The organism is Streptomyces sp. NBC_01474, from assembly GCF_035918215.1.
In the GTDB taxonomy this organism is placed as follows: domain Bacteria; phylum Actinomycetota; class Actinomycetes; order Streptomycetales; family Streptomycetaceae; genus Streptomyces; species Streptomyces aureus.
Map to the genome: position 1 here is coordinate 4,052,047 of NZ_CP109449.1, position 24,293 is coordinate 4,076,339.

The window sequence follows — 24,293 nt, forward strand, 5'->3', positions numbered from 1 at the left end:
GGCATCCGGAACGGCCAGGCGGATCAACGCGCGCGCCACTCCGGCGCGAGCACCGACCACACCTCAAGATCCTGCTTGACGCCCTTGTGCGTGCTTGCCTCGCGCAGAACGCCCTCCCGCTTCATGCCGAGCCGCCGCGCCACGCTCAGGCTGGGCCCGTTCTCGGAGGAGGCGACCCACTCCACACGGTGGATGCCGCGTTCGAGGACCGCCCAGTCGATGAGGACGTGCGCGCCGCGCGTGACGAGGCCGCGTCCGGCCGCGGCGGGCTCGAGCCAGCAGCCGATCTCGCAGTTGCCGCCCTCCGCGTCGAAGACCCGGAAGAGCAGGCCGCCGACGAGCGTCCCGTCCAGCCAGATCCCGTGCAGGCTTCCGCTGTCGGCGGCGCGCTTGTCGGCGTAGGACCTGAGCAGGTCACGGGCCGAGGTGACGTCCTTGATGTTCGAACCGAACGAGATGTGCTGCCCGATGAACTCGCGGCCGCGCTCCAGATGGGCGAGGAACTGCTCGGCGTGCCACGTCTCGAGGGGCCGCAGTTCCGCGCCGTCGTCACCCAGGGAGATCGTGTACATCGCGCTTCCGCTCCTCGGCTTCGGCCTTCACCGGTGCGTCCAGCAGGGCGCCGCCCGCGGCCGGGTGGTGTCCACGAATACTCGCATGCGGCTCGCGGCACTCGGGCGGCTCGATGCTGATGCGGGGCAGTCGGCGGTCGAGCCACTTCGGCAGCCACCAGTTGGCGCCGCCGAGCATGTGCATGAGGGCGGGCACCAGAAGCGTGCGCAGGACGAACGCGTCGAGGGCGACGGCGGCGGCCAGGGCGATGCCGAACATCGCGATGACGCGGTCGCCGCTGAGGACGAAGGCCAGGAAGACCGAAATCATGATCACGGCCGCGGAGTTGATGACGCGGCTGGTCTCGGCGAGCCCGACGCGGACGGCCCGCCGGTTGTCGCCGGTCTCCAGCCACTCCTCGTACATGCGGCTGACCAGGAACACCTGGTAGTCCATCGAGAGCCCGAACAGGACCGACACCATGATCACGGGGAGGAACGGCTCGATCGGGCCCGCTCTGCCGAGGCCGAGCATCTCGCTGCCCCAGCCCCACTGGAAGATCGCGACGACCACGCCGAAGGCGGAGGCGACGGCCGCGACGTTCATCGCGGCGGCCTTGAGGGGGATGCCGATCGAGCGGAAGGCGAGGAGCAGCAGGACGCAGCCGAGTCCGATGACGACGCCCACGAAGAGCGGCAGTTTGCCGATGATGACGTCGGCGAAGTCGTCGTAGCTGGCGGTGACGCCGCCGAGCTGCACATCGAGGGACGTGCCCTTCTCGGCCGCGGGGATGACGTCGGTGCGCAGCCGGTCGACGAGCTCGCTGGTCCTCTGGGACTGGGGCGCGGACTTCGGCACGACGGTCAGGAAGGCGGCGGTGCCGCTCTGGTTGTACGTCGCCGGGGTCACGGAGGAGACGCCCTCGGCCGAGCCGATCATGGACTCCAGGCGGCTCACGGCCACCTGGTCGCCGGCGCCGTCTATGGGGGTGACGAGGGTCAGCGGCCCGTTCACGCCCGGCCCGAATCCGTCGGCGAGAAGGTCGTAGGCCTGCCTGGTCGTGGACGACGACGCGTTGTTGCCCTGGTCGGACGTGCCCAGGTGCAGGAAGAAAGTGGGCACCGAGAGCACCGCGATCACGCCGAGGGCGAGCCCGCCGAGGAGCCGGGGGTGACGCTCCACGAAGACGGCCCAGCGGGCGGCGAGCCCGGTCGGCAGCTCGGGCTCGGGCCCGTGTGCGGCGAGTCTGCGCCGCTGGCGCCTGCTGAGCGCGCGCATGCCGATGAACGACAGGAGCGCGGGCAGCAGTGTGACGGACGCGGCGACGGTGAGGAGCACGGTCAGGGAGGCGGCGATCGCGACGCCGTTGAGGAAGCTGAGGCGCAGGATCAGCATGCCGAGGAGCGCGATGCAGACGGTGGCGCCGGCGAAGACGACCGCGCGTCCGGTGGTGGCGACGGCGCGCTCCGCCGCCTCGTTCACGGGCAGGCCCTGTTTCAGGCCGCGCCGGTGCCGGGTCACGATGAACAGCGCGTAGTCGATGCCGACGCCGAGGCCGACGAGCATGCCGAGCATCGGGGCGAAGTCGGCGACGGTCATCACATGGCCGAGGAGCACGATGCCGGAGGCGGCGGTGCCCACGCTGACCAGGGCCGTGGCGATCGGCAGGGCGCTGGCCGCGAGGGAGCCGAAGGCGAGCAGCAGGACGACCGCGGCGACCACGACGCCGACGATCTCGGCGACATGTCCCTGGGCGGACTCGGTCAGGGCGACGGCGCTGCCGCCGAGTTCGACCCGCAGTCCGTCGGGGGCGTTGTTCTCGGCGGCCTTGGCGGTGTCGACGAGGCGTTGCGCGTCCGCTTCGGCGATGTCGCCGGACTGCTTGTCGAAGATGACCGTGGCGTAGGCGGTGCGACCGTCGGCGCTTATCTGGCCGCTGCTCTGCTGCTCGTACGGGCCGGTGACCGCGGCGATGCCGGGCAGGTGCTCGATCCTGTCGAGCGTGCGGGTCATGCGCTCTTTCACGTCGGCGGCGCGGACCATGCTGCCGTCCGTGTGCCAGACGACGGTGTCGCTGTCGCCGCCGAGGCCGGGGAATCCGTCGTTGAGGAGCTGGGTGGCGCGCCCCGACTCGGTGCCCGGTGCCTCGTAGTCGTTCGAGTAGGAGGAGCCCGCGACGGCCGCTGCCGCGCTCGTGCCGCCGAGGGCGAGGAGCCACAGCAGGACGACTACGAGGCGGTGCCGTGCACACCATCGTGCGAGTGCTGCCACGGACGTGCTCCCAGGGTTTGTGGATCTTCACCGGGAACAGCCCGCAAAGACACATGAGCAATGGCAAGCCACTCTTACAGCAAGAAGTGATCCTTTGTCGCTTTCGTGGCCTTAGTCACAAGAGCGCGTGGGAATTCACGGTCACCTTCCGTCCGATGACGCTTCCCGCCGTCCGTGACCCGTCAGCCGAGGAACTGAAGTCCCGCCCAGAGCGCCACCGTTGACACGACCAGCGTCGCCGGGACCGTGAGCACACCGAGCCGTGTGAAGTCACCGAGCTCGGGATACACGTCGTGGGCGTGGACGATGCGGCGCCACAGGAGCGTGGCGAGCGAGCCCACATACGTGAGGTTGGGGCCGAGGTTGACGCCGATGAGGACGGCGAGTACCGGCCCCGGACCCGCGGGCCCCGCCACGGGGAGCAGCGCGAGAACGGCCGGAAGGTTGTTGATCAGGTTGGCGAGCAGGGCCGCCACTCCGGCGACGGCGAGCAGCGCGGGCAGCGACGAGCCCTCGGGCAGCAGCCGGTCGATGCCGTCCCCGAGGCCGTTGTCGACGACCGCCTTGACCACGATCCCGAGCGCGAGGACGAAGAGGCAGAAGTACGGGTGCGCCGACTTCACCAGCGCGAGCGGGGTCGTGCGCCGCTGCCCGAGCGCCCGGGCCGCGAGGACGACCGTGCCGACGATCGCCGCCCACAGCGGGTCGATCCCGGCGAACGAGGTGACCACGAAGCCCACGAGCGTCAGGGCGAGGACGGTGAGGGTGAACACCGGCAGGCCGGGCGGCTCCTCGGCATCCGGCTCGTGGGCGGGCGCCGCCAGGTCGTCGGCGAAGTACCGCCGGAACACCACGTACTCGACGGCGATCGCGCCCAGCCACGGCAGGGCCATGAGCCCCGCGAACCGCGCGAAGGTGAGGCCGCTCGCGGTGAAGGCGAGCAGGTTGGTGAGGTTCGACACCGGCAGGAGCAACGAGGCGGAGTTGGCCAGGTGGGCGCTCGCGTAGACGTGCGGGCGCGGCCTCGCGCCGATCCGGCGGGCGGTGGCGAGGACGACCGGCGTGAGCAGCACGACCGTGGCGTCCAGGCTCAGTACGGCCGTGATCACGGCGGCCGCGGCGAAGACCCCGCCGAGCATGCGGCGCGGACTGCCCTTGCAGGCCCGCGCGATGGCGTCGCCCGCGGCCTTGAACAGGCCCTCGTCGGCGCAGAGCTGAGCAAGCACCAGGACGGCGGCGAGAAACCCGACGACCGGGAGCAGGTCCCGCGTCTCGGCCCACGCGTGCGCGGGCGACACGGCGCCGACGGCCACGACGATCGCCGCGGCGGGCACGGCGACGACGGCCTCCGGCAGCTGCCGGGGACGGACCACGGCGAAGCCGAGGATGAGCAGGAGGAGGGTGACGGAGAGGAGTTCGGCGGGGATGGTGCTCAACGTGCGACTCCAGAATTCGTACTCCCCCTGCCCCCTTCCGAAGTCCTGGGGATCCGCCCCGGACCCCGGTCCTCATTCGCCGGACGGGCTGGATCTGCGAGCCCGTCCGGCGAATGAGGTCGGAGAACCTCAGCCCTCGGAGACGCCCAGCTTCTCCAGGATCAGCTCCTTGACGCGCGCCGCGTCGGCCTGACCCCGGGTCGCCTTCATGACGGCACCCACGAGCGCGCCGACGGCGGCGACCTTGCCGCCACGGATCTTGTCGGCGATCCCGGCGTTGCCCGCGATGGCCTCGTCGACGGCCGCGCCGAGCGCGCCCTCGTCCGAGACGACCTTCAGGCCGCGCTTCTCGACGACGGTGTCCGGGTCGCCCTCGCCCGCGAGGACACCCTCGATGACCTGGCGCGCCAGCTTGTCGTTGAGGTCACCGGCGGAGACGAGCGCCGCCACCCGGGCCACCTGGGCCGGGGTGATGGGCAGCTCGTCGAGCGCGGTGCCCGACTCGTTGGCGTGACGGGCGAGCTCGCCCATCCACCACTTGCGGGCGGAGACGGAGTCCGCGCCGGCCTCGACCGTGGCGACGATCGGGTCGACCGCGCCCGCGTTGAGGATCGACTGCATGTCGTGCTCGGAGACGCCCCACTCCTCGCGCAGCCGGTTGCGGCGCACGCGCGGCATCTCGGGCAGCTCCGAGCGCAGCTCCTCCACCCAGGCGCGGGCGGGCGCCACCGGCACCAGGTCCGGCTCGGGGAAGTAGCGGTAGTCCTCGGCGTTGTCCTTGATGCGGCCCGACGTGGTGGAGCCGTCCTCCTCGTGGAAGTGACGGGTCTCCTGCACGATCGCGCCGCCGGACGACAGCACAGCGGCGTGGCGCTGGATCTCGTAACGGGCGGCGCGCTCGACGGAACGCAGCGAGTTGACGTTCTTCGTCTCCGAGCGGGTGCCCAAGGGCGCCTCGGGGCCGGTGCGCAGCGACAGGTTCACGTCGCAGCGCATCTGGCCCTTGTCCATGCGGGCCTCGGAGACGTCGAGCGCCTTGATGACCTCGCGCAGCTCGGCGACGTACGCCCTCGCGACCTCCGGCGCACGCTCCCCGGCGCCCTCGATCGGCTTGGTGACGATCTCGATGAGGGGGATGCCGGCGCGGTTGTAGTCGAGCAGGGAGTGCGAGGCGCCGTGGATACGGCCCGTCGCGCCACCGACGTGCAGCGACTTGCCGGTGTCCTCCTCCATGTGGGCGCGCTCGATCTCCACGCGGAAGATCTCGCCGTCCTCCAGCTGTACGTCGAGGTAGCCGTTGAAGGCGATGGGCTCGTCGTACTGGGAGGTCTGGAAGTTCTTCGGCATGTCCGGATAGAAGTAGTTCTTCCGGGCGAATCGGCACCAGTCGGCGATCTCGCAGTTGAGCGCCAGGCCGATCTTGACGGCCGACTCGATGCCGATCTCGTTGACCACGGGCAGGGCGCCGGGCAGGCCGAGACAGGTGGGGCAGGTCTGCGAGTTGGGCTCGGCGCCCAGCTCGGTGGAGCACCCGCAGAACATCTTGGTCTTCGTACCCAGCTCGACATGGACCTCGAGGCCCATGACGGGGTCGTACGTCGCGAGTGCCGCGTCGTACGACATCAGTTCAGTGACGGTCACGGTGAGACTTTCCCTCTCAGCCCAGCAGGACGTCGTCGTCGCCCAGGCGCTTCAGCTCCCGGTAGAGGATCGCCAGGCCGGTAACGATGGCGGCGGCGGACACCGCGGCGTCGATGAGCCGCAGGGTGTCGTGATCGTTGCGGGCCAGCTTCGCCTGCTTCGCGACACTGATCGCGCCGAATGCGGTGGTCGCAATCGATACGTATGCGCCGGTCTTGGACTTCTTGAAGTTCTTGGCCTTCTTTGCCATGGCACTCACAGCGACGGAGCCTCCTCGAGCAGCGGGTGTCCCCACTTTTCCACGAAGGCGGCCTCGACGGCAGCGCCGACCTTGTACAGGCGGTCGTCCTTCATGGCGGGGGCGATGATCTGCAGCCCCACCGGAAGGCCGTCCTCCGGCGCGAGGCCGCACGGCAGGGACATGGCGGCGTTGCCCGCCATGTTGGTCGGGATCGTGCACACGTCGGCCAGGTACATCGCCATCGGGTCGTCGGCGCGCTCGCCGATCGGGAAGGCGGTGGTGGGCGTCGTCGGCGAGACGATCACGTCGACCTGCTCGAAGGCCCGCTCGAACTCCTGGGTGATCAGGGTGCGGACCTTCTGGGCGCTGCCGTAGTACGCGTCGTAGTAGCCGGAGCTGAGCGCGTACGTGCCGAGGATGACGCGGCGCTTGACCTCGTCGCCGAAGCCGGCCTCACGGGTGAGGGCCGTGACGTCCTCGGCCGACTTCGTGCCGTCGTCGCCGACCCGCAGGCCGTAGCGCATGGCGTCGAAGCGGGCCAGGTTGGACGAGCACTCGGACGGCGCGATCAGGTAGTACGCCGACAGGGCCAGGTCGAAGGTCGGGCAGTCCAGCTCGACGATCTCGGCGCCGAGCGACTTGAGCAGCTCGACCGACTCGTTGAAGCGCTGGACGACGCCGGCCTGGTAGCCCTCGCCGGAGAACTGCTTGACGACGCCGACGCGCATGCCCTGGACCGAGCCGTTGCGCGCCGCCTCGACGACCGGCGGGACCGGCGCGTCGATGGACGTCGAGTCGAGCGGGTCGTGGCCGGCGATGACCTCGTGCAGGAGCGCCGCGTCCAGCACCGTACGGGCGCAGGGGCCGCCCTGGTCGAGGGAGCTGGAGAACGCCACCATGCCGTAGCGCGAGACGCCGCCGTAGGTCGGCTTGACGCCGACGGTGCCGGTGACGGCCGCGGGCTGGCGGATCGAACCGCCGGTGTCCGTGCCGATGGCGAGCGGGGCCTCGTAGGCGGCGAGGGCCGCGGAGGAACCGCCGCCGGAGCCGCCGGGGATGCGGGTGAGGTCCCACGGGTTGCCGGTCGGGCCGTAGGCGCTGTTCTCGGTGGAGGACCCCATGGCGAACTCGTCCATGTTGGTCTTGCCGAGGATGACGACGTCGGCGTCCTTGAGCTTGCGCGTCAGGGTGGCATCGTACGGCGGGATCCAGCCTTCGAGGATCTTCGACCCGACCGTGGTCGGGATGCCCTCGGTGGTGAAGATGTCCTTCAGCGCGAGCGGTACGCCTGCCAGCGGGCCGAGCTTCTCGCCCGCGGCGCGCTTGGCGTCGACGGCGCGGGCCTGCGCGAGCGCGCCCTCACGGTCGACGTGCAGGAAGGCGTGCACCTTCTCGTCGACGGCCTCGATCCGGGCCAGGTGGGCCTCGGTGACCTCGACGGCCGTGAGCTCGCCGGCGGCGATCTTCGAGGCGATCTCGGCGGCGGTGAGCTTGATGATGTTGCTGTCCGTCATGGTGATTAGTCCTCCCCCAGGATCTGCGGCACCTTGAAACGCTGCTGTTCCTGGGCCGGGGCGCCGGAGAGCGCCTGCTCGGGGGTGAGCGACGGACGAACCTCGTCCGCCCGCATGACGTTCGTCAGCGGGAGCGGGTGGGAGGTCGGCGGTACGTCTTGGTCGGCGACCTCCGAGACGCGGGCGACCGCGCCGATGATGTCGTCGAGCTGTCCGGCGAAGTGGTCGAGCTCTTCGTCCTTCAGCTCCAGACGCGCCAGCCGTGCGAGGTGCGCGACCTCCTCGCGCGTGATGCCAGGCATGCAGCGATCCTCTGGGGGTGAGTGAGTGTGGTTTGGCCCCAATCCTATGGGGCGCGGTGCTGTGCCTGTTAAACGGTTTCCCGTTCGGAGGCCCGCGACGCCCCGCATCACCCCTGTACGGCTCAGTTGACCGTCTGTCCCGACGACTGGTCCTCGGCCTCGGCGGCGAGGACGGAGGGCCGCTGCCATCCGCGGGAGCCGCGTGCCCGCAGCCACGCCGTCGTCTCGTCCGGCGGCATCGCGGCGGCGACCAGCCAGCCCTGGACGGCGTCGCACCCGAGGTCGCGCAGGCGCTCCCAGGTCTCGTCGTCCTCGACGCCCTCGGCGACGACGAGCAGGCCGAGCGAGTGCGCCAGGTCGACGGTGCAGCGGACGATCTCCGCGTCCTCGTTGTCCACGGCCAGGCGGGCCACGAACGAGCGGTCGATCTTCAGCTCGCTGACCGGGAGGCGGCGCAGGTGGACGAGGGAGGAGTAGCCGGTGCCGAAGTCGTCGAGTGACATCTTCACGCCGTGCCCGGTGAGCCCGGCGAGCGTGTCGGCGGCGCGCTGGGGGTCCTCCAGCAGGACGTGCTCGGTTATCTCCAGCTGGAGGGCGGCCGCGGGGACGCCGTGCCGGGCGAGCCGCGCGGCGACGGCGCCGGCGAATCCCGGGGTGTGCACGTCCCTCGGCGACACGTTCACCGCGACCGGCACGCGCAGGCCCTGCGCCCGCCAGCGGGCGACCTGCGCGAGCGCCGTCTCCAGGACGTACTCGGTCAGATGGGGCATGAGTCCGGACGACTCGGCGATCGCGATGAACTCGTCCGGCGGGACCTTCCCCCGCTCGGGGTGCACCCAGCGCACCAGCGCCTCGAGTCCCGCGACCTGTCCGTCGAAGCGGACCTTCGGCTGGTAGTGCAGCTCCACGTCGCCCGCGTCGAGCGCGCGGCGCAGGTCGCCGAGCAGGCCGAGGCGGTCGGGGGTGTTGGAGTCGCGCTTCGACTCGTAGACCTCCACGCCCGTACGGTCGCGCTTCGCCTGGTACATGGCGACGTCGGCGCGGCGCAGGAGTCCTTCGGCGTCGAGCGCGTGGTCGGGGAAGACGGCGAGTCCGGCGCTGGCCTCCAGGACCAGGGTGAGTCCGTCCAGGTCGAGCGGGGAGCCGAGGGCGGCGACCAGGGTGCGCGCCACTCGGGTGGCGGAGGTCGTGGAGTCGGCCACGGGCAGGAGTACGGCGAACTCGTCGCCGCCGAGGCGTGCGGCCTCCGCCCCTCGGGGCAGGGCCATCCGGAGCCGGTCGGCGATCTGGAGCAGGAGCCGGTCCCCCGCCAGGTGGCCGAGGGTGTCGTTGACCGACCGGAAGCGGTCCAGGTCGATCAGCATGAGGGCGCTGCGCGCGCCGATCCGCTCGGCGTCGTCGAGCGCGGTCCAGGTCCGCTCCAGGAGCCACTGCCGGTTGGGCAGCCCGGTGAGCGGGTCGCGCAGCTGCTCCTCGGCGCGGGCCCGGGCGATCCACAGCGTCGAGTCGAGCGCGATGAGCGGGACGGCGAACAGCGGCAGCAGCACGGGCAGCGCGATCGCGACCACGCAGATCAGCGGGGCGATGCCGAGCAGCGCGACGCCGACGAGGCCCTGCGGGAGGAGGGCCGTGCGGGCGACGGTGGGCAGGCCGGAGGTGCGCGGCGCGTGGACGTACCGGAGCAGGCTGCGGGTGACCGTGAGGTAGGCGGCCGCGACGAGCGCCACCTCGGGGGCGTTGAGGACCGTCCAGGTCTCCGGCTTCCACGGGGACTCCACGGACGGGACCTGGCCGAACACGGCGAGCACGAGGCCGCCCGCGCCGATGCCGATGATGTCGACCGCGCCGTGCAGGACGCCCTGGCGCCAGCGGTGCCGGCGGGCGATGCCGACGAGGACGACGACGGTGAGGCTGACCATGCCGGCGGGCACCCAGCCGTAGAGCAGCAGGACCGCGAGCGTTAAGGCCGCGCCCGAGCCGGTGCCGCCCCACCAGCGGTCGCGGCCGAGCGCGACGAGGTGGCCGACGATGATGCCGGTCAGCAGGGCCAGGGACCAGCCGGCGGCGCCGGACGGGAAGAGCGCATGGCTGCCGGTGAAGGCGCGGTAGAAGCCGGTGCCGAGGACGGCGGAGGCGAGGGCGACGATCGCGAGGGGCAGCATGGGCAGCGCGCGCAGCCAGGAGCGCTCCCGGCCGTCCCCCTCCTCGCCGAAGGCCTCGCCGAACGCCCCGCCGAAGGTCCCGTACGCACGCGGCCAGCCGCCCGCGTCTCCCGCTTCGGCGCCCGTCCACCCGGAACCACCGTCAGCGGCGGCCCCGGTCCAGCCGGTCCCGCCGCTCACCGCCGCTCCGGAGCCGGTACCGCCGATGACACCGATGCCCGCCCCGCCGTTCGAACCCGGGGCGGGCCAACCGGGCGCCGTCGCACCGGATCCGGGGACGCCATAGGTGCCGATCCCGGCTCCGCCGTTCGAACCGGACGCGGGCCAGCCGGGTGCGGGCGCCGCAGATCCGGCCAATACGCCGGCGGAGCCGCTCCGTCCGCTCTCGCCTTGGGCACCGGAGCCCGCGCGCCGGCGCGTACGCCCTGCACCGCGGATCCCGAACGCTGCGCGCCACGCGCCGCGCCTGCTCACCGAACCACCGCGTTCGCTCCCGCCCGGACCGTCGTCCGCGGAGCGCGCTGCCGGGGCGGCGTCGTCCGCGCGGCGCCCGTCCCCCTGGTCCGTCTCGCCGGACTCGTCCTTCTCGCCGGTCTCGTCCTGTCCCGTCACGCTGCGCGCGGCCGGCGCCGGGCTCTCGGCGCCTCGCCACACGCGCCAGCGCGTGCGCAGCCGTGAGTCCGGAGCGGCGCTCTCGGTCGGTTCCATTCCCGTCCCTCTCACAGCCGGCGGTGCCCACGCCGCGCGATCCGCCGCGGACGACTTCCGTCAGCGGTACCGCGTCCTCGTTCACTGCCCCTTGCCCGTCGTGGGCAGGGGGTGCCCCATCCGCAGCCGGGCACGGCAGGCGCACCCCTCAACAGTAGGCCGCAGAAGCCTTCCAGGGGCAGCGGTCGCCCACGGTTGCCCGAATGCGTCCCGGTCACCCGTATGCATCTGGTATGCGCTGAACGGGTGGCCTTCAACCGCTACTCCTCGGTCGGAAGCGCCACGTCCGCCGCCGCGTCCGGCCCCTGTTCGAGCAGGACGGCGAACCCGTCCTCGTTCAGAACCGGAACCTTCAGCTGCATCGCCTTGTCGTACTTGGAGCCCGGGTTGTCCCCCACTACGACGAAGGAGGTCTTCTTGGAAACGGAGCCCGTCACCTTGGCCCCTCTGCTCTGCAGGGCGTCTTTCGCGCCATCTCGGGTGTGGTGCTCGAGGGTGCCGGTGACGACGACCGTGAGGCCTTCGAGGGGACGCGGACCCTGGTCCTCACCGGCGCCCTCCTCCTCCATCCGCACCCCGGCGGCCCGCCACTTGCGCAGGATCTCGCGGTGCCAGTCCTCCGCGAACCACTGCTTGAGCGAGGCGGCGATGATCGGCCCGACGCCGTCGGTGGCGGCGAGCTCCTCCTCGGTGGCCTGCTCGATGCGGTCGATGGAGCGGAACTCGCGGGCCAGCGCCTCCGCGGCGACGGGCCCCACATGGCGCACGGACAGGCCGGTGATGACGCGGGCGAGCGGCCGCTCCTTGGCCGCCGCGATGTTCTCCAGCATGGACAGGGCGTTCTTGCGGGGCTCGCCCTGCTGGTTGGCGAAGACCGTGGCGATCTTCTCCTCGCCGGTCTTCGGGTCCCGCTTGGGCAGGCCGCTGTCCTGATCGAGGACGTACGCCCGGATCGGCAGCAGCTGCTCGATGGTGAGGTCGAACAGGTCGCCCTCGTCGGCGAGCGCCGGCTCGGCCGGCTCCAGGGGCTTGGTGAGGGCGGCGGCCGCCACGTAACCGAAGTTCTCGATGTCGAGGGACTTGCGGCCCCCGAGGTAGAAGAGGCGCTCGCGCAACTGGGCCGGGCAGGAACGGGCGTTCGGGCAGCGGAGGTCGATGTCGCCCTCCTTCATGGGCCGCAGCGGGGTGCCGCACTCGGGGCACTCGGCGGGCATCACGAACTCCCGCTCGCTGCCGTCGCGCAGGTCGGCGACCGGGCCGAGGATCTCCGGGATGACGTCGCCCGCCTTGCGCAGGACGACGGTGTCCCCGATGAGGACACCCTTCTTCTTGACGACGTCCTGGTTGTGCAGGGTCGCGAACTCGACCTCGGAGCCGGCCACGGTGACCGGCTCGACCTGCGCGTACGGCGTGACGCGGCCGGTGCGGCCGACACCCACGCGGATGTTGACCAGCTTGGTGTTGACCTCCTCCGGCGGGTACTTCCAGGCGATGGCCCAGCGCGGGGCGCGCGACGTGGAGCCGAGACGGCCCTGGAGGGGGATCTCGTCGAGTTTGACGACGGCGCCGTCGATCTCGTGCTCGACGATGGAGTGGCGGTTCTCCCCGTAGTGGGCGATGAACTCCCGTACGTCCTCGATGCTGTCGACCACCCTGTTGTGCCGGGCGGTGGGCAGGCCCCATTCGTGCAGCAGCTCATAGGCCTGGGAGAGGCGGTCGATGTCGAAGCCCTCGCGGGCACCGATGCCGTGCACGACCATGTGGAGCGGGCGGGTCGCGGTGACGCGGGGGTCCTTCTGGCGCAGTGAACCCGCCGCCGCGTTGCGCGGGTTGGCGAAGGGCTTGTCGCCGGCCTCGACCAGGCGCGCGTTGAGCTCCTCGAACCCCGCCATGGGGAAGAAGACTTCGCCGCGGATCTCGACGAGTGCCGGGACGCGGTCGCCCTTGAGGCGGTCGGGGATCTCCGCGATCGTGCGCACGTTGGGAGTGATGTCCTCGCCGGTGCGGCCGTCTCCGCGGGTGGCGGCGCGGGTGAGCCTGCCGTCCTCATACGTGAGGTTGACCGCGAGGCCGTCGATCTTGAGTTCGCACAGGAAGTGGTAGTCGGGCGTGCCGACGTCCCGGGCGATGCGGTCGGCCCAGGCGGCCAACTCGGCGTCGTCGAAGGCGTTGTCGAGGGAGAGCATGCGCTCGCGGTGCTCGACGGCCGTGAACGTCGTGGACACCGGCTCGTACGAACCGGCGACCTTCTGCGTCGGCGAGTCGGGCGTGCGCAGCTCGGGGTACTGATCCTCCAGCGCCTCCAGGGAGCGCAGGAGCTTGTCGAACTCGCCGTCGCTGACGACCGGCTGGTCCTTCACGTAGTACCTGAAGCGGTGCTCCTCGATCTGCTCGGCGAGCTGCGCGTGCTGCTCCCGTGCCGTCGCGGGCACCTCTGCGGGCTGTGCGTGCTGCTGATCGCCGGCCACCGTCTCGTCCTCCCGTTTGTCCCTGTGCGGACCCGGACCCGTCACTCTGGGTTGTCCGCGAGTGATCTCGCCGCCCGGACGCAGTGGGCGAGCGCGGCGCGCGCGTACGCGGGAGAGGCCCCCGCGAGACCGCACGACGGAGTGAGCGTGACCGACTCCGCGAGGGAGCCGGGATTCAGCCCCAGCCTGCGCCACAGCGTCCTGACTCCCATGACGCTACCGGCAGGGTCTGACAATGGGCCGTCCGTGCCCGGCACGACACCTGCGAAGAGCCGCGTACCGGCCTCGACGGCCTCACCGATCGCGTCGTCGTCACGTTCGGTGAGCAGCGAGAAGTCGAAGGAGATGGCGTCGGCGCCCGCGCGGCGCAGCAGGGCGAACGGGACGTCCGGGGCGCAGGAGTGCACGACGACGGGCCCGTCGTGGACCGAGACGGCCTCGCGGAGCGTGCTCTCCACGAGCTGGCGGTCGACGGCGCGGTGGGTGCGGTATCCGCTGGCGCTCTTGACCTGGCCGCGCAGTACGGCGATGAGGGACGGCTCGTCGAGCTGGAGCACGATCTCGGCGCCGGGGACGCGGCGGCGCACGTCGTCGAGGTGGAGGCGCAGACCCTCGGCGAGCGAGCCGGCGAGGTCGCGGCAGGCGCCCTCGTCGGAGAGGGCGACCTCGCCGCTGCGCAGTTCCAGGGCGGCGGCGAGCGTCCAGGGGCCGACCGCCTGCACCTTCAACGGCCCCTGGTAGCCCTGCGTGAACTCCTCGAGGGCGTCCAGGTCCTCGCCCATCCAGGACCGGGCGCGCCGGGTGTCGCGGCCCGGCCGGTCCCCGAGCCGCCAGCCGCTGGGCTCCACGCGCGCGTAGAGCTCGACGAGCAGGCCGGTGGTCCGGCCGATCATGTCGGCACCGGGTCCGCGTGCGGGCAGCTCCGCCAGATACGGGAACTCCTCGACACTGCCGGTGACCGTCTTGGCCGCCTCACGCGCGTCGCCACCGGGCATCGATCCGACACCGGTGGCGGGCCCCGGCCTGAACTTGCTGTTTTCGCTCACTCGCGAAGCGTACGTAACGGGGCCGGGGCCGGCTCAAGCGCAGGTGGACCGAAGCGATGCGCTAGCGGCCCGGACGCACCGTCAGGTCGTTGACCTCGGCGTCGCGCGGCAGGTCGAGGGCCATGACGATCGTCGTGGCGACCGACTCGGGGTCGATCCAGCGGGCGGCGTCGTACGGCTTGCCCTCCTGCTGGTGCACCTTGACCTGCATGGCGCTGGCCGTGCGGCCCGGGTAGACCGACGTGACCCGCACGCCGTTGCCGTGCTCCTCCTGGCGCAGGGAGTCGGCGAGCGCCTTCAGGCCGTGCTTGGAGGCGGCGTACGCGGACCAGTCGGCATGCGCGCTGAGGCCCGCACCCGAGTTGACGAAGACCACGTGGCCGTGGGCGACGCGGAGCTGGGGCAGGAAATGGCGGGTCAGCTCGGCGGGGGCGACCAGGTTCACGTTCAGCTGGTGGCGCCACGACTTGGGGGTGAGCTCGCCGACCGGGCCGAGGTCGACGACACCCGCGATGTGCAGCAGCGAGTCCACCCGGTCGGGCAGCGACTGGTGCGAGAACGCCCAGGAGAGCTTGTCCGGGTCGGCGAGGTCGCCGACGAGGGTGCCCGCGCCGGGGAACTGGGCCGCGAGTTCCTTCGCGCGGGCCGCATCTCGCGCGTGGAGGACGAGTTCGTCCCCGCGTGTGTGCAGACGGCGCGCCACTGCCGCGCCGATACCTGATCCGGCCCCGGTGATCACATGTGTTGCCATACGGGCCATGCTCGCATTAGAGCGTTCCGACTGATTCCTCCAGGTAGGCCAGCGCGCCGACGGGCTCCTCGGCGAAGAACACCAGCTCGGTCAGCGGCACCGGCAGGAACCCCTCGTCCTCCATGCGGCGGAACTGCTCCTTGAGGCCGTCGTAGAAGCCCGCCGAGTTGAGCAGGACGACCGGCTTGGTGGTCTTGCCGTGCTTCTTCAGCTCAAGGATCTCGGTGGCCTCGTCGAGCGTGCCCGTACCGCCCACCATGATGACGACGGCGTCGGCCTTCTCCAGGAGCAGTGCCTTGCGTTCGGCGAGATCACGGGCGATCACCATCTCGTCGGCGTTCGTCCGCGCCTTGGCGGCCAGGAAGTCCACGGAGACGCCCACGAGGCGCCCTCCGGCCTCCTGCGCGCCGTCCGCGACCACCTTCATGAGCCCGCTCTCCGAACCGCCCCACACGAGCGTGTGCCCGCCCTTGCCGAGCAGTTCGGCGAACTCACGGGCGGGGCGGGTGTAGCGGTCGGCGAGGTCGGCGGCGGAGAGAAAGACGCAGATGTTCATGCGTCCTACGGTACGGGGGAAGAACGGCGCCCTTGCCGGTGCTGTCCCAGGTATGGCTGATGGACACACGATCACGATCGAGCAGGGCACCGGTTCCGTACGCGTCGTCCACGGCGGGGTGGTGCTCGCGCAGAGCACGCGTCCGCTGCTGCTGCGCGAGACGGGCTGTCCCGTGCGTTACTACATCCCGCCGGCGGACGTCCGCGTGGATCTGCTGACCCCGTCCGACACACAGACGTACTGCCCCTTCAAGGGAACGGCGTCCTACTGGTCCCTGCCGGACGCCCCCGACCTGGTGTGGTCGTACCCGGACCCGAAGCCGGACGTGGCCGGGATCAAGGACCACCTGTGCTTCTACGAGGTGGAAATCGCCTGACCGCGTGATGAGTTCCACCGGGCGGGGGAGTCTTCACGGACATGGACAAGAAGACGAACTCCTCCGACGGCACGGCCATCGCGTACGAGCGCGTCGGTACGGGTCCGGCGGTCATCCTGGTGAGCGGCGCCCTGTCGGCGGGCTCGTCGATGGAGCCGCTGGCCGCCCGGCTGAGCGCCGGACTCGGGGCCGTCCCGTACGACCGCAGGGGCCGTGGCGCGAGCGGTGACACGGCCCCGTACGCGGTCTCCCGCGAGGTGGAGGACATCGCGGCGCTCATCGACGCGGTGGGCGGCAGTGCGGCGCTGTACGGCATGTCCTCGGGCGCGGCGCTGGCTCTGGAGGCTGCGGCGAGCGGGCTCGCGGTGACCCGGGTCGCCGTGTACGAACCCCCTTTCGCGCTCGGCGCAGGGGGCGGCAAGGAGCGCGCGGAGTACACGCGGCAGCTGTCCGGGCTCCTGGCCGACGGCCGCAACGGGGCCGCGGTGGAGCTCTTCATGTCGCTCACCGGCATGCCCGCCGGGATGATCGCGGGCGCCCGGCGGTCACCCTGGTGGCCGGACATGGAAGCGGTCGCGCCGACCCTCGCCTACGACGACGCCGCGATGGGTGACGGTCTGGTGCCGCGGGAGCGGCTGGCCTCGATCACCGTGCCGGTGCTCGCCGTCGCGGGCGGGGCGAGCCCCGCGTGGATGCGCGAGGCGGCGCGGACGGTGGCGGAGGCGGTGCCCGACGGGACGTACCGCACGCTGGACGGCCAGACCCACGCGGTGGACCCGGACGCCCTCGGCCCGCTGCTCAGCGACTTCTTCTCGGCGTAGGCCCGCCCGCGCGCTCCGGCGCACCCCGGAAGCGGCTGACGGGACTAGGCGACGGCCTTCGCGCGCGTGGTCGTCGCGATCGTCGCCGAGCCGACCACGCGCGTGCCGTCGTAGAGCACGATGGCCTGGCCGGGGGCGACGCCGCGTGCGGGCTCGTCGAAGGTGACGGCCAGGGTGCCGTCGACCAGCTCCGCGGTCACCGGCGTCTCGTCGCCGTGGGCGCGCAGCTGCGCGGTGTACGTGCCCGGTCCCGAGGGGGCCGTGCCGCACCAGCGGGGCTTGATGGCTGTGAGGGCCGTGACGTCGAGGGAGTCGACGGGGCCGACCGTCACCGTGTTGTTCACCGGCGAGATGTCGAGGACGTAGCGCGGCTTGCCGTCGGGGGCCGGGGTGCCGATGCGCAGGCCCTTGCGCTGGCCGATCGTGAAGCCGTACGCGCCCTCGTGCGTGCCGACCTTGCTGCCCGTCTCGTCGACGATGTCGCCCTCGGCCTTGCCCAGGCGCGACGCCAGGAAGCCCTGGGTGTCGCCGTCCGCGATGAAACAGATGTCGTGCGAGTCGGGCTTCTTGGCGACGGCGAGGCCGCGCCGCTCGGCCTCCGCGCGGATCTCGTCCTTCGTCGTGACCGTGTCGCCGAGGGGGAACAGGGCGTGCGCGAGCTGGCGGTCGTCGAGCACTCCGAGGACGTACGACTGGTCCTTGGCCATGTCGGAGGCGCGGTGCAGTTCGCGGGTCCCGTCCGGGTGCTCGACCACCTTCGCGTAGTGGCCGGTGGCGACGGCGTCGAAGCCGAGGGCGAGCGCCTTGTCGAGGAGCGCGGCGAACTTGATCTTCTCGTTGCAGCGCAGGCACGGGTTCGGGGTGCGCCCGGCCTCGTACTCGGCGACGAAGTCGTCGACGACGTCCTCGCGGAACCGCTCGGCGAGGTCCCAGACGTAGAAGGGGATGCCGATGACGTCGGCGGCCCTGCGGGCGTCGCGGGAGTCCTCGATGGTGCAACAGCCGCGGGCTCCGGTGCGGAACGACTGCGGGTTCGCGGAGAGGGCGAGGTGGACGCCTGTCACGTCGTGGCCCGCTTCCGCCGCGCGGGCGGCGGCGACGGCGGAGTCCACGCCGCCCGACATGGCGGCGAGGACGCGAAGGGGGCGGGTGCTCTGCGGGGTCTGCGAAGTCATAGCTCTAACAGGGTACGGGGCCGCGGGAACCGAATCCCGCGAGTATCCGTTGTGGATCTCGTACGACGTGAACGGGGGCGGGTCGTGGGAGCACAGGGAAAGTCCCGGCGGAGGTCCGGGGGCCGCGCGAAGCGCGACGGTGACCGGGGGGTCAGCCGGCGGACGCTGCTGATCGGAGGCGCGGCGACGGCCGTCGGTGTGGGCCTGCTCGCCCGCAGCGACCTGGCGCACATGTGGTGGCAGATGCCCGGCATCGACAAGCCGCGCAAGGCCGGCGAGGTCGACTTCAGGGGCGCGGAGTGGGTGGCTGCGGCGGCGGCGAACTGGCGCCGGGCGGACCGCCCGGCGGACTACACGATCGACCGCGTGATCATCCATGTCACCCAGGGCAGCTACCAGGGCACGCTGAAGGTCTTCAAGGACCCGTGGCACGGGGCGGCCGCGCACTACGTGGTGCGTAAGGACGGGCACATAGCGCAGATGATCCGCGAGCTGGACGTGGCGTTCCACGCGGGGAACAAGGACTTCAACGAACGCAGTGTGGGGATCGAGCACGAGGGGTTCGTGGACCGCCCGGCCGACTTCACGGACGCCATGTACGCGTCCTCCGCGCGGCTCACCGCCGGGATATGCAGGCGCTACGGGATACCCGTCGACCGGAAGCACATCATCGGGCACGTCGAGGTGCCGGGCACGGACCACACCGACCCGGGTCCGCACTGGGACTGGGACCGGTACATGCGCCTGGTGAAGCGCGCCCATGACGAGGGGCGCACGGCCAAGGCGTAGGCCCTCCGGCTGGGCCCGGACACGCCCGGGCCCCAGCCCGGCCGTCAGCTCGGCCCAGCCCGGCCGTCAGCTCGGCCCAGCCCGGCCGTCAGTTCGGCCCAGCCCAGCCGACCGTCAGCTCAGCCCGGCCGTCCTGGCCCGCTCCACCGCCGGTCCGATCGCGTCCGCCACCGCTGCGACGTCCGCCTCGGTCGACGTATGACCGAGGGAGAAGCGCAGGGTGCCGCGGGCGAGGTCCGGGTCGGTGCCGGTGGCCAGCAGTACGTGGCTGGGCTGTGCCACACCGGCCGTGCACGCGGAGCCGGTCGAGCACTCGATGCCCTGCGCGTCCAGGAGCAGCAGCAGGGAGTCGCCCTCGCAGCCGGGGAAGGTGAAGTGGGCGTTGGCGGGCAGGCGGCCGCCGGGGGCCGGGTCGCCGCCGAGGATCACCCCGGGGACGGCCGCGCGCACGGCGTCGACCAGGTCGTCACGCAGACCGCCGATCTCGCGGGCGAACCGCTCGCGCTGCTCGGCGGCCAGCCGCCCGGCGACGGCGAAGGCGGCGACGGCCGGCACGTCGAGCGTCCCGGAGCGCACATGCCGCTCCTGACCGCCGCCGTGGAGCACGGGTACGGGGGTGTACTCGCGGCCCAGGAGGAGCGCCCCGATGCCGTACGGGCCGCCGATCTTGTGGCCGGAGACGGTCATCGCGGCGAGGCCGGACGCGGCGAAGTCGACGGGGAGCTGACCGTAGGCCTGGACGGCGTCGGCATGCAGCGGGACACCGAACTCGGCGGCCACGTCGGCGAGTTCACGGACGGGCTGGATCGTGCCGATCTCGTTGTTCGCCCACATGACGGTGGCGAGGGCCACGTCGTCGGGGTTGCGGGAGATCGCCTCGCGCAGGACGTCCGGGTGCACGCGCCCGTACGCGTCGACGGGCAGGTACTCGACGGTGGCGCCCTCGTGTTCACCGAGCCAGTGCACGGCGTCGAGGACGGCATGGTGTTCGACGGGGCTGGAGAGGACGCGGGTGCGGGCCGGGTCCGCGTCGCGGCGGGACCAGTACAGGCCCTTCACCGCGAGGTTGTCGGCCTCGGTGCCGCCTGAGGTGAGGACGACCTCACTGGGGCGGGCGCCGAGGGATTCGGCGAGGGTCTCGCGGGACTCCTCGACGGTGCGTCGGGCGCGCCGACCCGCTGCGTGCAGCGAGGACGCGTTGCCGGTGACGGCGAGCTGGGCGGTCATCACCTCGACGGCCTCCGGGAGCATCGGAGTGGTCGCGGCGTGGTCGAGGTAAGCCATGGTGGGCTCGATTCTACGAGCCTCGGTCCCGGTGCTCCGCGCCGCGTGGGGTCCCGTCCCACGCAGAGCGTGACAGGGGTCAGCCCGCGAGGCTCCAGGACAGCGTGTGGTCGGCGGCGACGAACGCCGCGAGGACCGCCAGGTCGGCCACGCCGAGCCCGAGTCCGAGCAGCGCACGGCCACGGCGGGCGGTGCCGCGCCACAGGGCGAGGCCGGCGAGCACGATGGCGACGGGGCCGAGGAAGAGGTTGAGGACGAGCAGTCCGAGCAGCCCGAGGACGAACGAGGCGACGGCCATTCCGTCGGCGTCGCGCGCACCGGTGCGGGGCTGCTCCGCAGGGGCCGTCCCGCCCACGGCGTCGGTGTGGGTGCTGGTGCCGGTGGTGGTGTCAGCGGTGATGTTCATGGTGGTACCCCCTCTTGGATCAGGTGTGATCAGGCGTGATCAGGCTGATGGTTCAGCGCTGATGGATCAGTGCTGGTGGCGTCGCCGGGCGGTCCGCTCGCGCACGGCGAAGACGACCAGCCAGATGACGATGACGGCGGCGGCGACGAGGGTGACGGGAAGAGGCGCGTGGGCCACGGAGCCCAGCGCGACGCCGAGCAGAAGCAGGGCGGCTACGAGGAACAGCATGAGTGCCTCTCATGGTCGGGTCGGCGACAGTTGGGATTACAACCGTTCACTGACTCCTGAGTCTAGCGCGCGCACGGCTTCCGAATTACAGAGAACAAGTGTTAACTGCATGGCATGAGTCACACCCTCGGCGTCCGGCAGGCCCAGAAGCAGAAGACCCGACAGGCGCTGCTCGACGCGGCGTTGGGGCTGCTCGAGGACCAGAGCCTGTCGAGCCTGGGGCTGCGCGAGGTCACCCGGGCCGTCGGGGTCGCGCCGACCGCGTTCTACCGGCACTTCGACTCGACGGCCGAGCTCGGCGTCGCGCTCGTCGAGGAGGCTCTCGGCAGCCTGCACGAGACGATCACCACGATGCTGACCACGACGGGCAGCAACGAGGAACGCCTCGGCCGGACGGTCGGGTTGATCGCCCGTCTGGTCCGCACGCACCCCTCCCACGTGCGCTTCATCGCGCGTGAGCGGCACGGCGGTGTCCAGCGGGTGCGGGATGCCATCGGCGGGCAGCTCGCACGGTTCGCCGAGGAGGTGGCCGAGGGGCTGGCCGCGGACCCCGTGTCCGCCGGCTGGAGCCGCGACGACCTGCGGATGCTCGCCTGGCACTACGTCGAGCACATGGTGATGACCGCGTCCGTCTTCCTGGAGACCCCGCCCGAGCGCATGGACGCGGCGATCGACCTCGCCACACGGCAGTTGCGCCTCGTCAACCTCGGCAGGGCGCACTGGCTGGACTGAAGCCGGCCCACCGGTGACCTGCCACAGCCGCCCGCCCCCACGACCCCGGCCGGGACAAGCCCTAGCCTGAAATGCATGACCGCCGACTGGAATCCCGACCGTTCCTACACCAGTTCGTCCGGTGACGTCGCCTGGGCCGCGCTCGGCCCTGCGGACGCGCCGCCGGTCGTCCTCGTCCACGGCACGCCCTTCTCCTCGTACGTCTGGCGCGGCCCGGCCCGCGCGCTCGCCGCCCGGTACCGCGTGTACGTGTGGGACCTGCCCGGGTACGGCGCCTCGGCCAAGTACGACGGGCAGGACGTCTCCCTGGCCGCCCACGCCCGCGTCCTGACCGAGTTGCTCGGCCACTGGGGCCTGGACCGGCCCGGAGCCGAACCCGCCGTCGTCGCCCATGACTTCGGCGGCTGTGTCGCCCTGCGCGCCCGCCTGCTGCACGGCGCGCGCTACGAGCGGCTCGCGCTCGTCGACCCGGTGGCTCTCGCCCCGTGGGGCTCCCCCACGTACCGCCATCTCGGCGCGCACGCCGAGGTGTTCGCCCAGCTCCCGTCGGCCCTGCACGAGGCGCTGGTGCGCGAGTACATCAGGTCGGCGAGCCACCGGGGCCTGCATCCGGAGACACTCGACCGACTGGTCGCACCCTGGTGCACGCCCGAAGGGCAGCCCGCGTTCTACCGTCAGATCGAGCAGAACGACCAGCGCTTCACCCACGAGATCCAGGACCGGTACGGGGAGTTGGACCTGCCCGTGCTGATCTGCTGGGGCACCGACGACACCTGGATCCCGGTCGCGCGGGGGCACGAACTGGCGAAGCTGATCCCCGGCGCCGAACTGCGGCTGATCGAGGGCGCGGGGCATCTCGTACAGGAGGACGCCCCGGCCGAACTGACCGGTGCCGTCACGGAGTTCCTGCGGGCGGACCGTACACGCCGGTGATCGCGGCGGCGCAGCGGGCGAGTTCCTCGCGGATCTCGGGCGGGCCGGCGACCTCGACGTTGTCGGCGAAGGACAGGAGCGAGCGCACCTCACGCACTTCCCCGTAGCCGAGACGCACGGTGATCCACTCGCTGCGGCCGTCGTCGTCGGGTGGCGCCGTCAGCGCGTTGCCGCACAGCCGCAGGAACAGGTCGAGGTGGGTGCGCCGCACGCGCGCGGTGGCCTCGACGGCGCCCGGCCTGTCCTCGACCTGACGCTTCAACACGGCCCAGACATCGGCCAGTTGGACCCCCTGGCGCCGCCTTACGGGCGCGTCGGTGAGGGTCGCCTCGCGCACCCGGTCCGCCCGGAACAGCTGGGGCTCGGCGCGCCGGTCGGCGACGAGGTACCAGACCCCGGCCTTGGAGACGAGTCCGTACGGGTCGACGGTGTAGGCGCGGGGTGTGTCGGTGCCGCTGTGCCGGTAGCGCAGGCGCAGACGCCGCTCGGTGAGCACCGCCTCCTGGAGCACGCCCAGGTCCACGGCGGGCATGGGCCCGCCCCTCCAGCGTGACGCCTCCACGAGGATGCGACGGCTGGTCAGCTCGGCAGCGGGGCGGTGCGGTTCGGGCAGCGCGGCCATCACCTTGCGCAGGGCCGAGCGGAACGCGGAGTCGAGTCCGAGCGCGCTGTGTGCGCCTTGGGCGGCCAGGATGAACAGGGCGCGCGACTCGTCGGCGGTGAGTCCGGTGACGTCCGTGCGGTAGCCGGGCAGCAGGGCGATGCCTCCGTGCCGGCCGCGCTCGGCGTACACCGGGACGCCGCTGGCGGAGAGCGCCTCGATGTCGCGGTAGATGGTGCGCACGGACACTTCGAGCCGCTCGGCCAGCTCGGGGGCGGCGACCCGCCCACGGGTCTGGAGCAGCAGCAGGATCGAGAGCAGCCGGTCGGATTTCACACGTCAGAGCATCTCGCGACGCGCGGCGCCCGAGGGCGCCGGGCTCACTTCACGCCCCGGCCCGGCGCACGCCGTGCGACCGGGCCCCGGTCAGCTCAGCTTCGCCCGCGCGAGCTGCCGGGACTGCGCCACGAGGCGGTCCTCGCTGTCCCAGACCTCGGCGTCCTCCTCCAGGAAGCCGCCCGCGAGGTTGCGGGTGGTGATGGAGACGCGCAGGGGGCCGGGGGCGGGGCGGCAGCGCACGTGGACGGTCAGTTCGACGGTCGGGACCCAGCCGGTCAGGCCCATCTCGAACGCGGTCGGGGGCAGCGCGTCCACGGCGAGGAGCAGGGAGAGCGGGTCCGCGTCGCGCCCGTCCGCGAGGCCGAACCAGGCCCGCATCTCACCCTTGCCGGAGGGCGAACCGATCGCCCAGCCGAGCGTGGCCGGGTCGAGCTTCAGGGCGAGCCGCTCGGTGATCGCGGAGCTGCCCTTGATCGGCGTGGGGCCGTCCTGCGCGCCGAAGCACTGCTCGACCGGCGGGAGGTGCGGCGGCTTCGCGGTGGTGCGGACGTCGTCCGGGAGCGCGTCGAGGTCGCCGTAGGAGGCGAGGACGCGGATCCGCTCGACCTCGGCGCCCTCGTCGTCGTACTGGAAGAGGGAGGCCTGGCCGGTGGAGAGGGTGCGGCCGGTGCGGACGACGTCGGTCCTGATCACGGCGGGGCCGGGCCGGGACGCGGTCAGGTAGTGCGCGGAGATGGTGAACGGGTCGCTGTGCGGCAGGGCGTCACCGAGAGCGCGGCCGAGCACGGCGAGCAGGTAGCCGCCGTTGACGGCGCTGATGATCGTCCAGCCGGCCGAGAGGTCGATGTCGTACACACCGGGCTCGCGCCGGGTGACCGCGGTGTCGCGGTCGAACTCGCTGTCGCCGATGACCGCCTGCGCGGCGGACGATACCTGTGCCATGCAGGTACGGTACAACAGG

Annotated in this window: 23 protein-coding genes; 5 read left to right on the top strand and 18 right to left on the bottom strand. The window is 71.9% G+C overall.

Going from position 1 to position 24,293, the window contains the following annotated elements; all coding sequences use genetic code 11:
• Positions 1-23 precede the first annotated feature (23 nt).
• The 12 genes from OG758_RS18535 to OG758_RS18590 form a co-directional block, all read right to left on the bottom strand.
• Positions 24-572, bottom strand: coding sequence for a GNAT family N-acetyltransferase (locus OG758_RS18535; RefSeq protein ID WP_326711036.1), 549 nt, complete (start codon positions 570-572; stop codon positions 24-26).
• Positions 550-2,823 carry an MMPL family transporter gene (locus tag OG758_RS18540; protein ID WP_326711037.1) on the bottom strand — a complete coding sequence of 758 codons (2,274 nt, stop codon included), beginning with the start codon at positions 2,821-2,823 and terminating at the stop codon, positions 550-552. The genes OG758_RS18535 and OG758_RS18540 overlap by 23 nt, the downstream gene beginning before the upstream one ends.
• 182 nt (positions 2,824-3,005) lie before the next feature.
• A complete protein-coding gene (locus OG758_RS18545) occupies positions 3,006-4,259 on the bottom strand; it encodes an SLC13 family permease (protein ID WP_326711038.1) in 1,254 nt (417 codons plus the stop codon).
• Positions 4,260-4,388: 129 nt separating this feature from the next.
• Entirely contained in the window at positions 4,389-5,900 is a 1,512-nt protein-coding gene (gene gatB, locus OG758_RS18550) for an Asp-tRNA(Asn)/Glu-tRNA(Gln) amidotransferase subunit GatB (protein WP_326711039.1), read from the bottom strand.
• 16 nt (positions 5,901-5,916) lie between these two features.
• Positions 5,917-6,150, bottom strand: a complete 234-nt coding sequence (locus OG758_RS18555; protein ID WP_100598271.1) for a hypothetical protein — start codon at positions 6,148-6,150, stop codon at positions 5,917-5,919.
• Positions 6,151-6,155: 5 nt separating this feature from the next.
• A complete protein-coding gene (gatA, locus tag OG758_RS18560) occupies positions 6,156-7,661 on the bottom strand; it encodes an Asp-tRNA(Asn)/Glu-tRNA(Gln) amidotransferase subunit GatA (RefSeq protein WP_206302172.1) in 1,506 nt (501 codons plus the stop codon).
• Complete coding sequence (gene gatC, locus OG758_RS18565) at positions 7,661-7,957, bottom strand: Asp-tRNA(Asn)/Glu-tRNA(Gln) amidotransferase subunit GatC (protein WP_016642027.1); 297 nt, start codon at positions 7,955-7,957, stop codon at positions 7,661-7,663. Before gatC ends, gatA begins: the two co-directional genes overlap by 1 nt.
• A gap of 122 nt (positions 7,958-8,079) precedes the next feature.
• On the bottom strand, positions 8,080-10,335 hold the full coding sequence (locus OG758_RS18570) for a putative bifunctional diguanylate cyclase/phosphodiesterase (RefSeq protein WP_442810429.1): 2,256 nt from the start codon (positions 10,333-10,335) through the stop codon (positions 8,080-8,082).
• A 752-nt stretch (positions 10,336-11,087) separates the two neighbouring features.
• Positions 11,088-13,295, bottom strand: a complete 2,208-nt coding sequence (ligA, locus tag OG758_RS18575; RefSeq protein ID WP_326711041.1) for an NAD-dependent DNA ligase LigA — start codon at positions 13,293-13,295, stop codon at positions 11,088-11,090.
• Between the two features lie 41 nt (positions 13,296-13,336).
• Positions 13,337-14,341 carry a methionine synthase gene (locus OG758_RS18580; RefSeq protein ID WP_326711042.1) on the bottom strand — a complete coding sequence of 335 codons (1,005 nt, stop codon included), beginning with the start codon at positions 14,339-14,341 and terminating at the stop codon, positions 13,337-13,339.
• Positions 14,342-14,402: 61 nt separating this feature from the next.
• Positions 14,403-15,101, bottom strand: a complete 699-nt coding sequence (locus OG758_RS18585) for an SDR family oxidoreductase (protein WP_326711043.1) — start codon at positions 15,099-15,101, stop codon at positions 14,403-14,405.
• Positions 15,102-15,108: 7 nt separating this feature from the next.
• Complete coding sequence (locus OG758_RS18590; RefSeq protein ID WP_266559809.1) at positions 15,109-15,648, bottom strand: TIGR00730 family Rossman fold protein; 540 nt, start codon at positions 15,646-15,648, stop codon at positions 15,109-15,111.
• Positions 15,649-15,700: 52 nt separating this feature from the next.
• On the opposite strand from OG758_RS18590, the gene OG758_RS18595 reads away from it, so the two are divergent.
• Entirely contained in the window at positions 15,701-16,024 is a 324-nt protein-coding gene (locus tag OG758_RS18595) for a DUF427 domain-containing protein (protein WP_326711044.1), read from the top strand.
• 41 nt (positions 16,025-16,065) lie between these two features.
• The gene (locus OG758_RS18600) at positions 16,066-16,845 is read left to right on the top strand and encodes an alpha/beta fold hydrolase (RefSeq protein WP_326711045.1); all 780 of its coding nucleotides are present in this window, start codon (positions 16,066-16,068) and stop codon (positions 16,843-16,845) included.
• Positions 16,846-16,889: 44 nt separating this feature from the next.
• Here OG758_RS18600 and mnmA read toward each other — a convergent pair whose 3' ends face one another.
• Positions 16,890-18,020, bottom strand: coding sequence for a tRNA 2-thiouridine(34) synthase MnmA (mnmA, locus tag OG758_RS18605; RefSeq protein WP_326711046.1), 1,131 nt, complete (start codon positions 18,018-18,020; stop codon positions 16,890-16,892).
• Between the two features lie 84 nt (positions 18,021-18,104).
• On the opposite strand from mnmA, the gene OG758_RS18610 reads away from it, so the two are divergent.
• Entirely contained in the window at positions 18,105-18,809 is a 705-nt protein-coding gene (locus OG758_RS18610) for an N-acetylmuramoyl-L-alanine amidase (RefSeq protein WP_326711047.1), read from the top strand.
• Positions 18,810-18,923: 114 nt separating this feature from the next.
• Here the strand turns inward: OG758_RS18610 and OG758_RS18615 are convergent, their stop codons facing one another.
• The 3 genes from OG758_RS18615 to OG758_RS18625 form a co-directional block, all read right to left on the bottom strand.
• Positions 18,924-20,093, bottom strand: a complete 1,170-nt coding sequence (locus OG758_RS18615; protein ID WP_326711048.1) for a cysteine desulfurase family protein — start codon at positions 20,091-20,093, stop codon at positions 18,924-18,926.
• A 79-nt stretch (positions 20,094-20,172) separates the two neighbouring features.
• Positions 20,173-20,499, bottom strand: a complete 327-nt coding sequence (locus tag OG758_RS18620; protein WP_382060276.1) for a DUF4190 domain-containing protein — start codon at positions 20,497-20,499, stop codon at positions 20,173-20,175.
• A 66-nt stretch (positions 20,500-20,565) separates the two neighbouring features.
• The gene (locus OG758_RS18625) at positions 20,566-20,727 is read right to left on the bottom strand and encodes a hypothetical protein (RefSeq protein WP_326711049.1); all 162 of its coding nucleotides are present in this window, start codon (positions 20,725-20,727) and stop codon (positions 20,566-20,568) included.
• Between the two features lie 114 nt (positions 20,728-20,841).
• On the opposite strand from OG758_RS18625, the gene OG758_RS18630 reads away from it, so the two are divergent.
• Positions 20,842-21,459: a TetR family transcriptional regulator gene (locus tag OG758_RS18630; RefSeq protein WP_326711050.1), complete on the top strand. Its 618-nt coding sequence runs from the start codon at positions 20,842-20,844 to the stop codon at positions 21,457-21,459.
• 75 nt (positions 21,460-21,534) lie between these two features.
• Positions 21,535-22,392, top strand: a complete 858-nt coding sequence (locus tag OG758_RS18635) for an alpha/beta fold hydrolase (protein WP_326711051.1) — start codon at positions 21,535-21,537, stop codon at positions 22,390-22,392.
• On the opposite strand, the gene OG758_RS18640 is transcribed toward OG758_RS18635, so the two are convergent.
• Positions 22,355-23,329, bottom strand: coding sequence for a helix-turn-helix transcriptional regulator (locus OG758_RS18640; RefSeq protein ID WP_326711052.1), 975 nt, complete (start codon positions 23,327-23,329; stop codon positions 22,355-22,357). The genes OG758_RS18635 and OG758_RS18640 overlap by 38 nt on opposite strands.
• A gap of 90 nt (positions 23,330-23,419) precedes the next feature.
• Complete coding sequence (locus tag OG758_RS18645; RefSeq protein WP_116509625.1) at positions 23,420-24,274, bottom strand: thioesterase family protein; 855 nt, start codon at positions 24,272-24,274, stop codon at positions 23,420-23,422.
• Between the last annotated feature and the right edge of the window lie 19 nt (positions 24,275-24,293).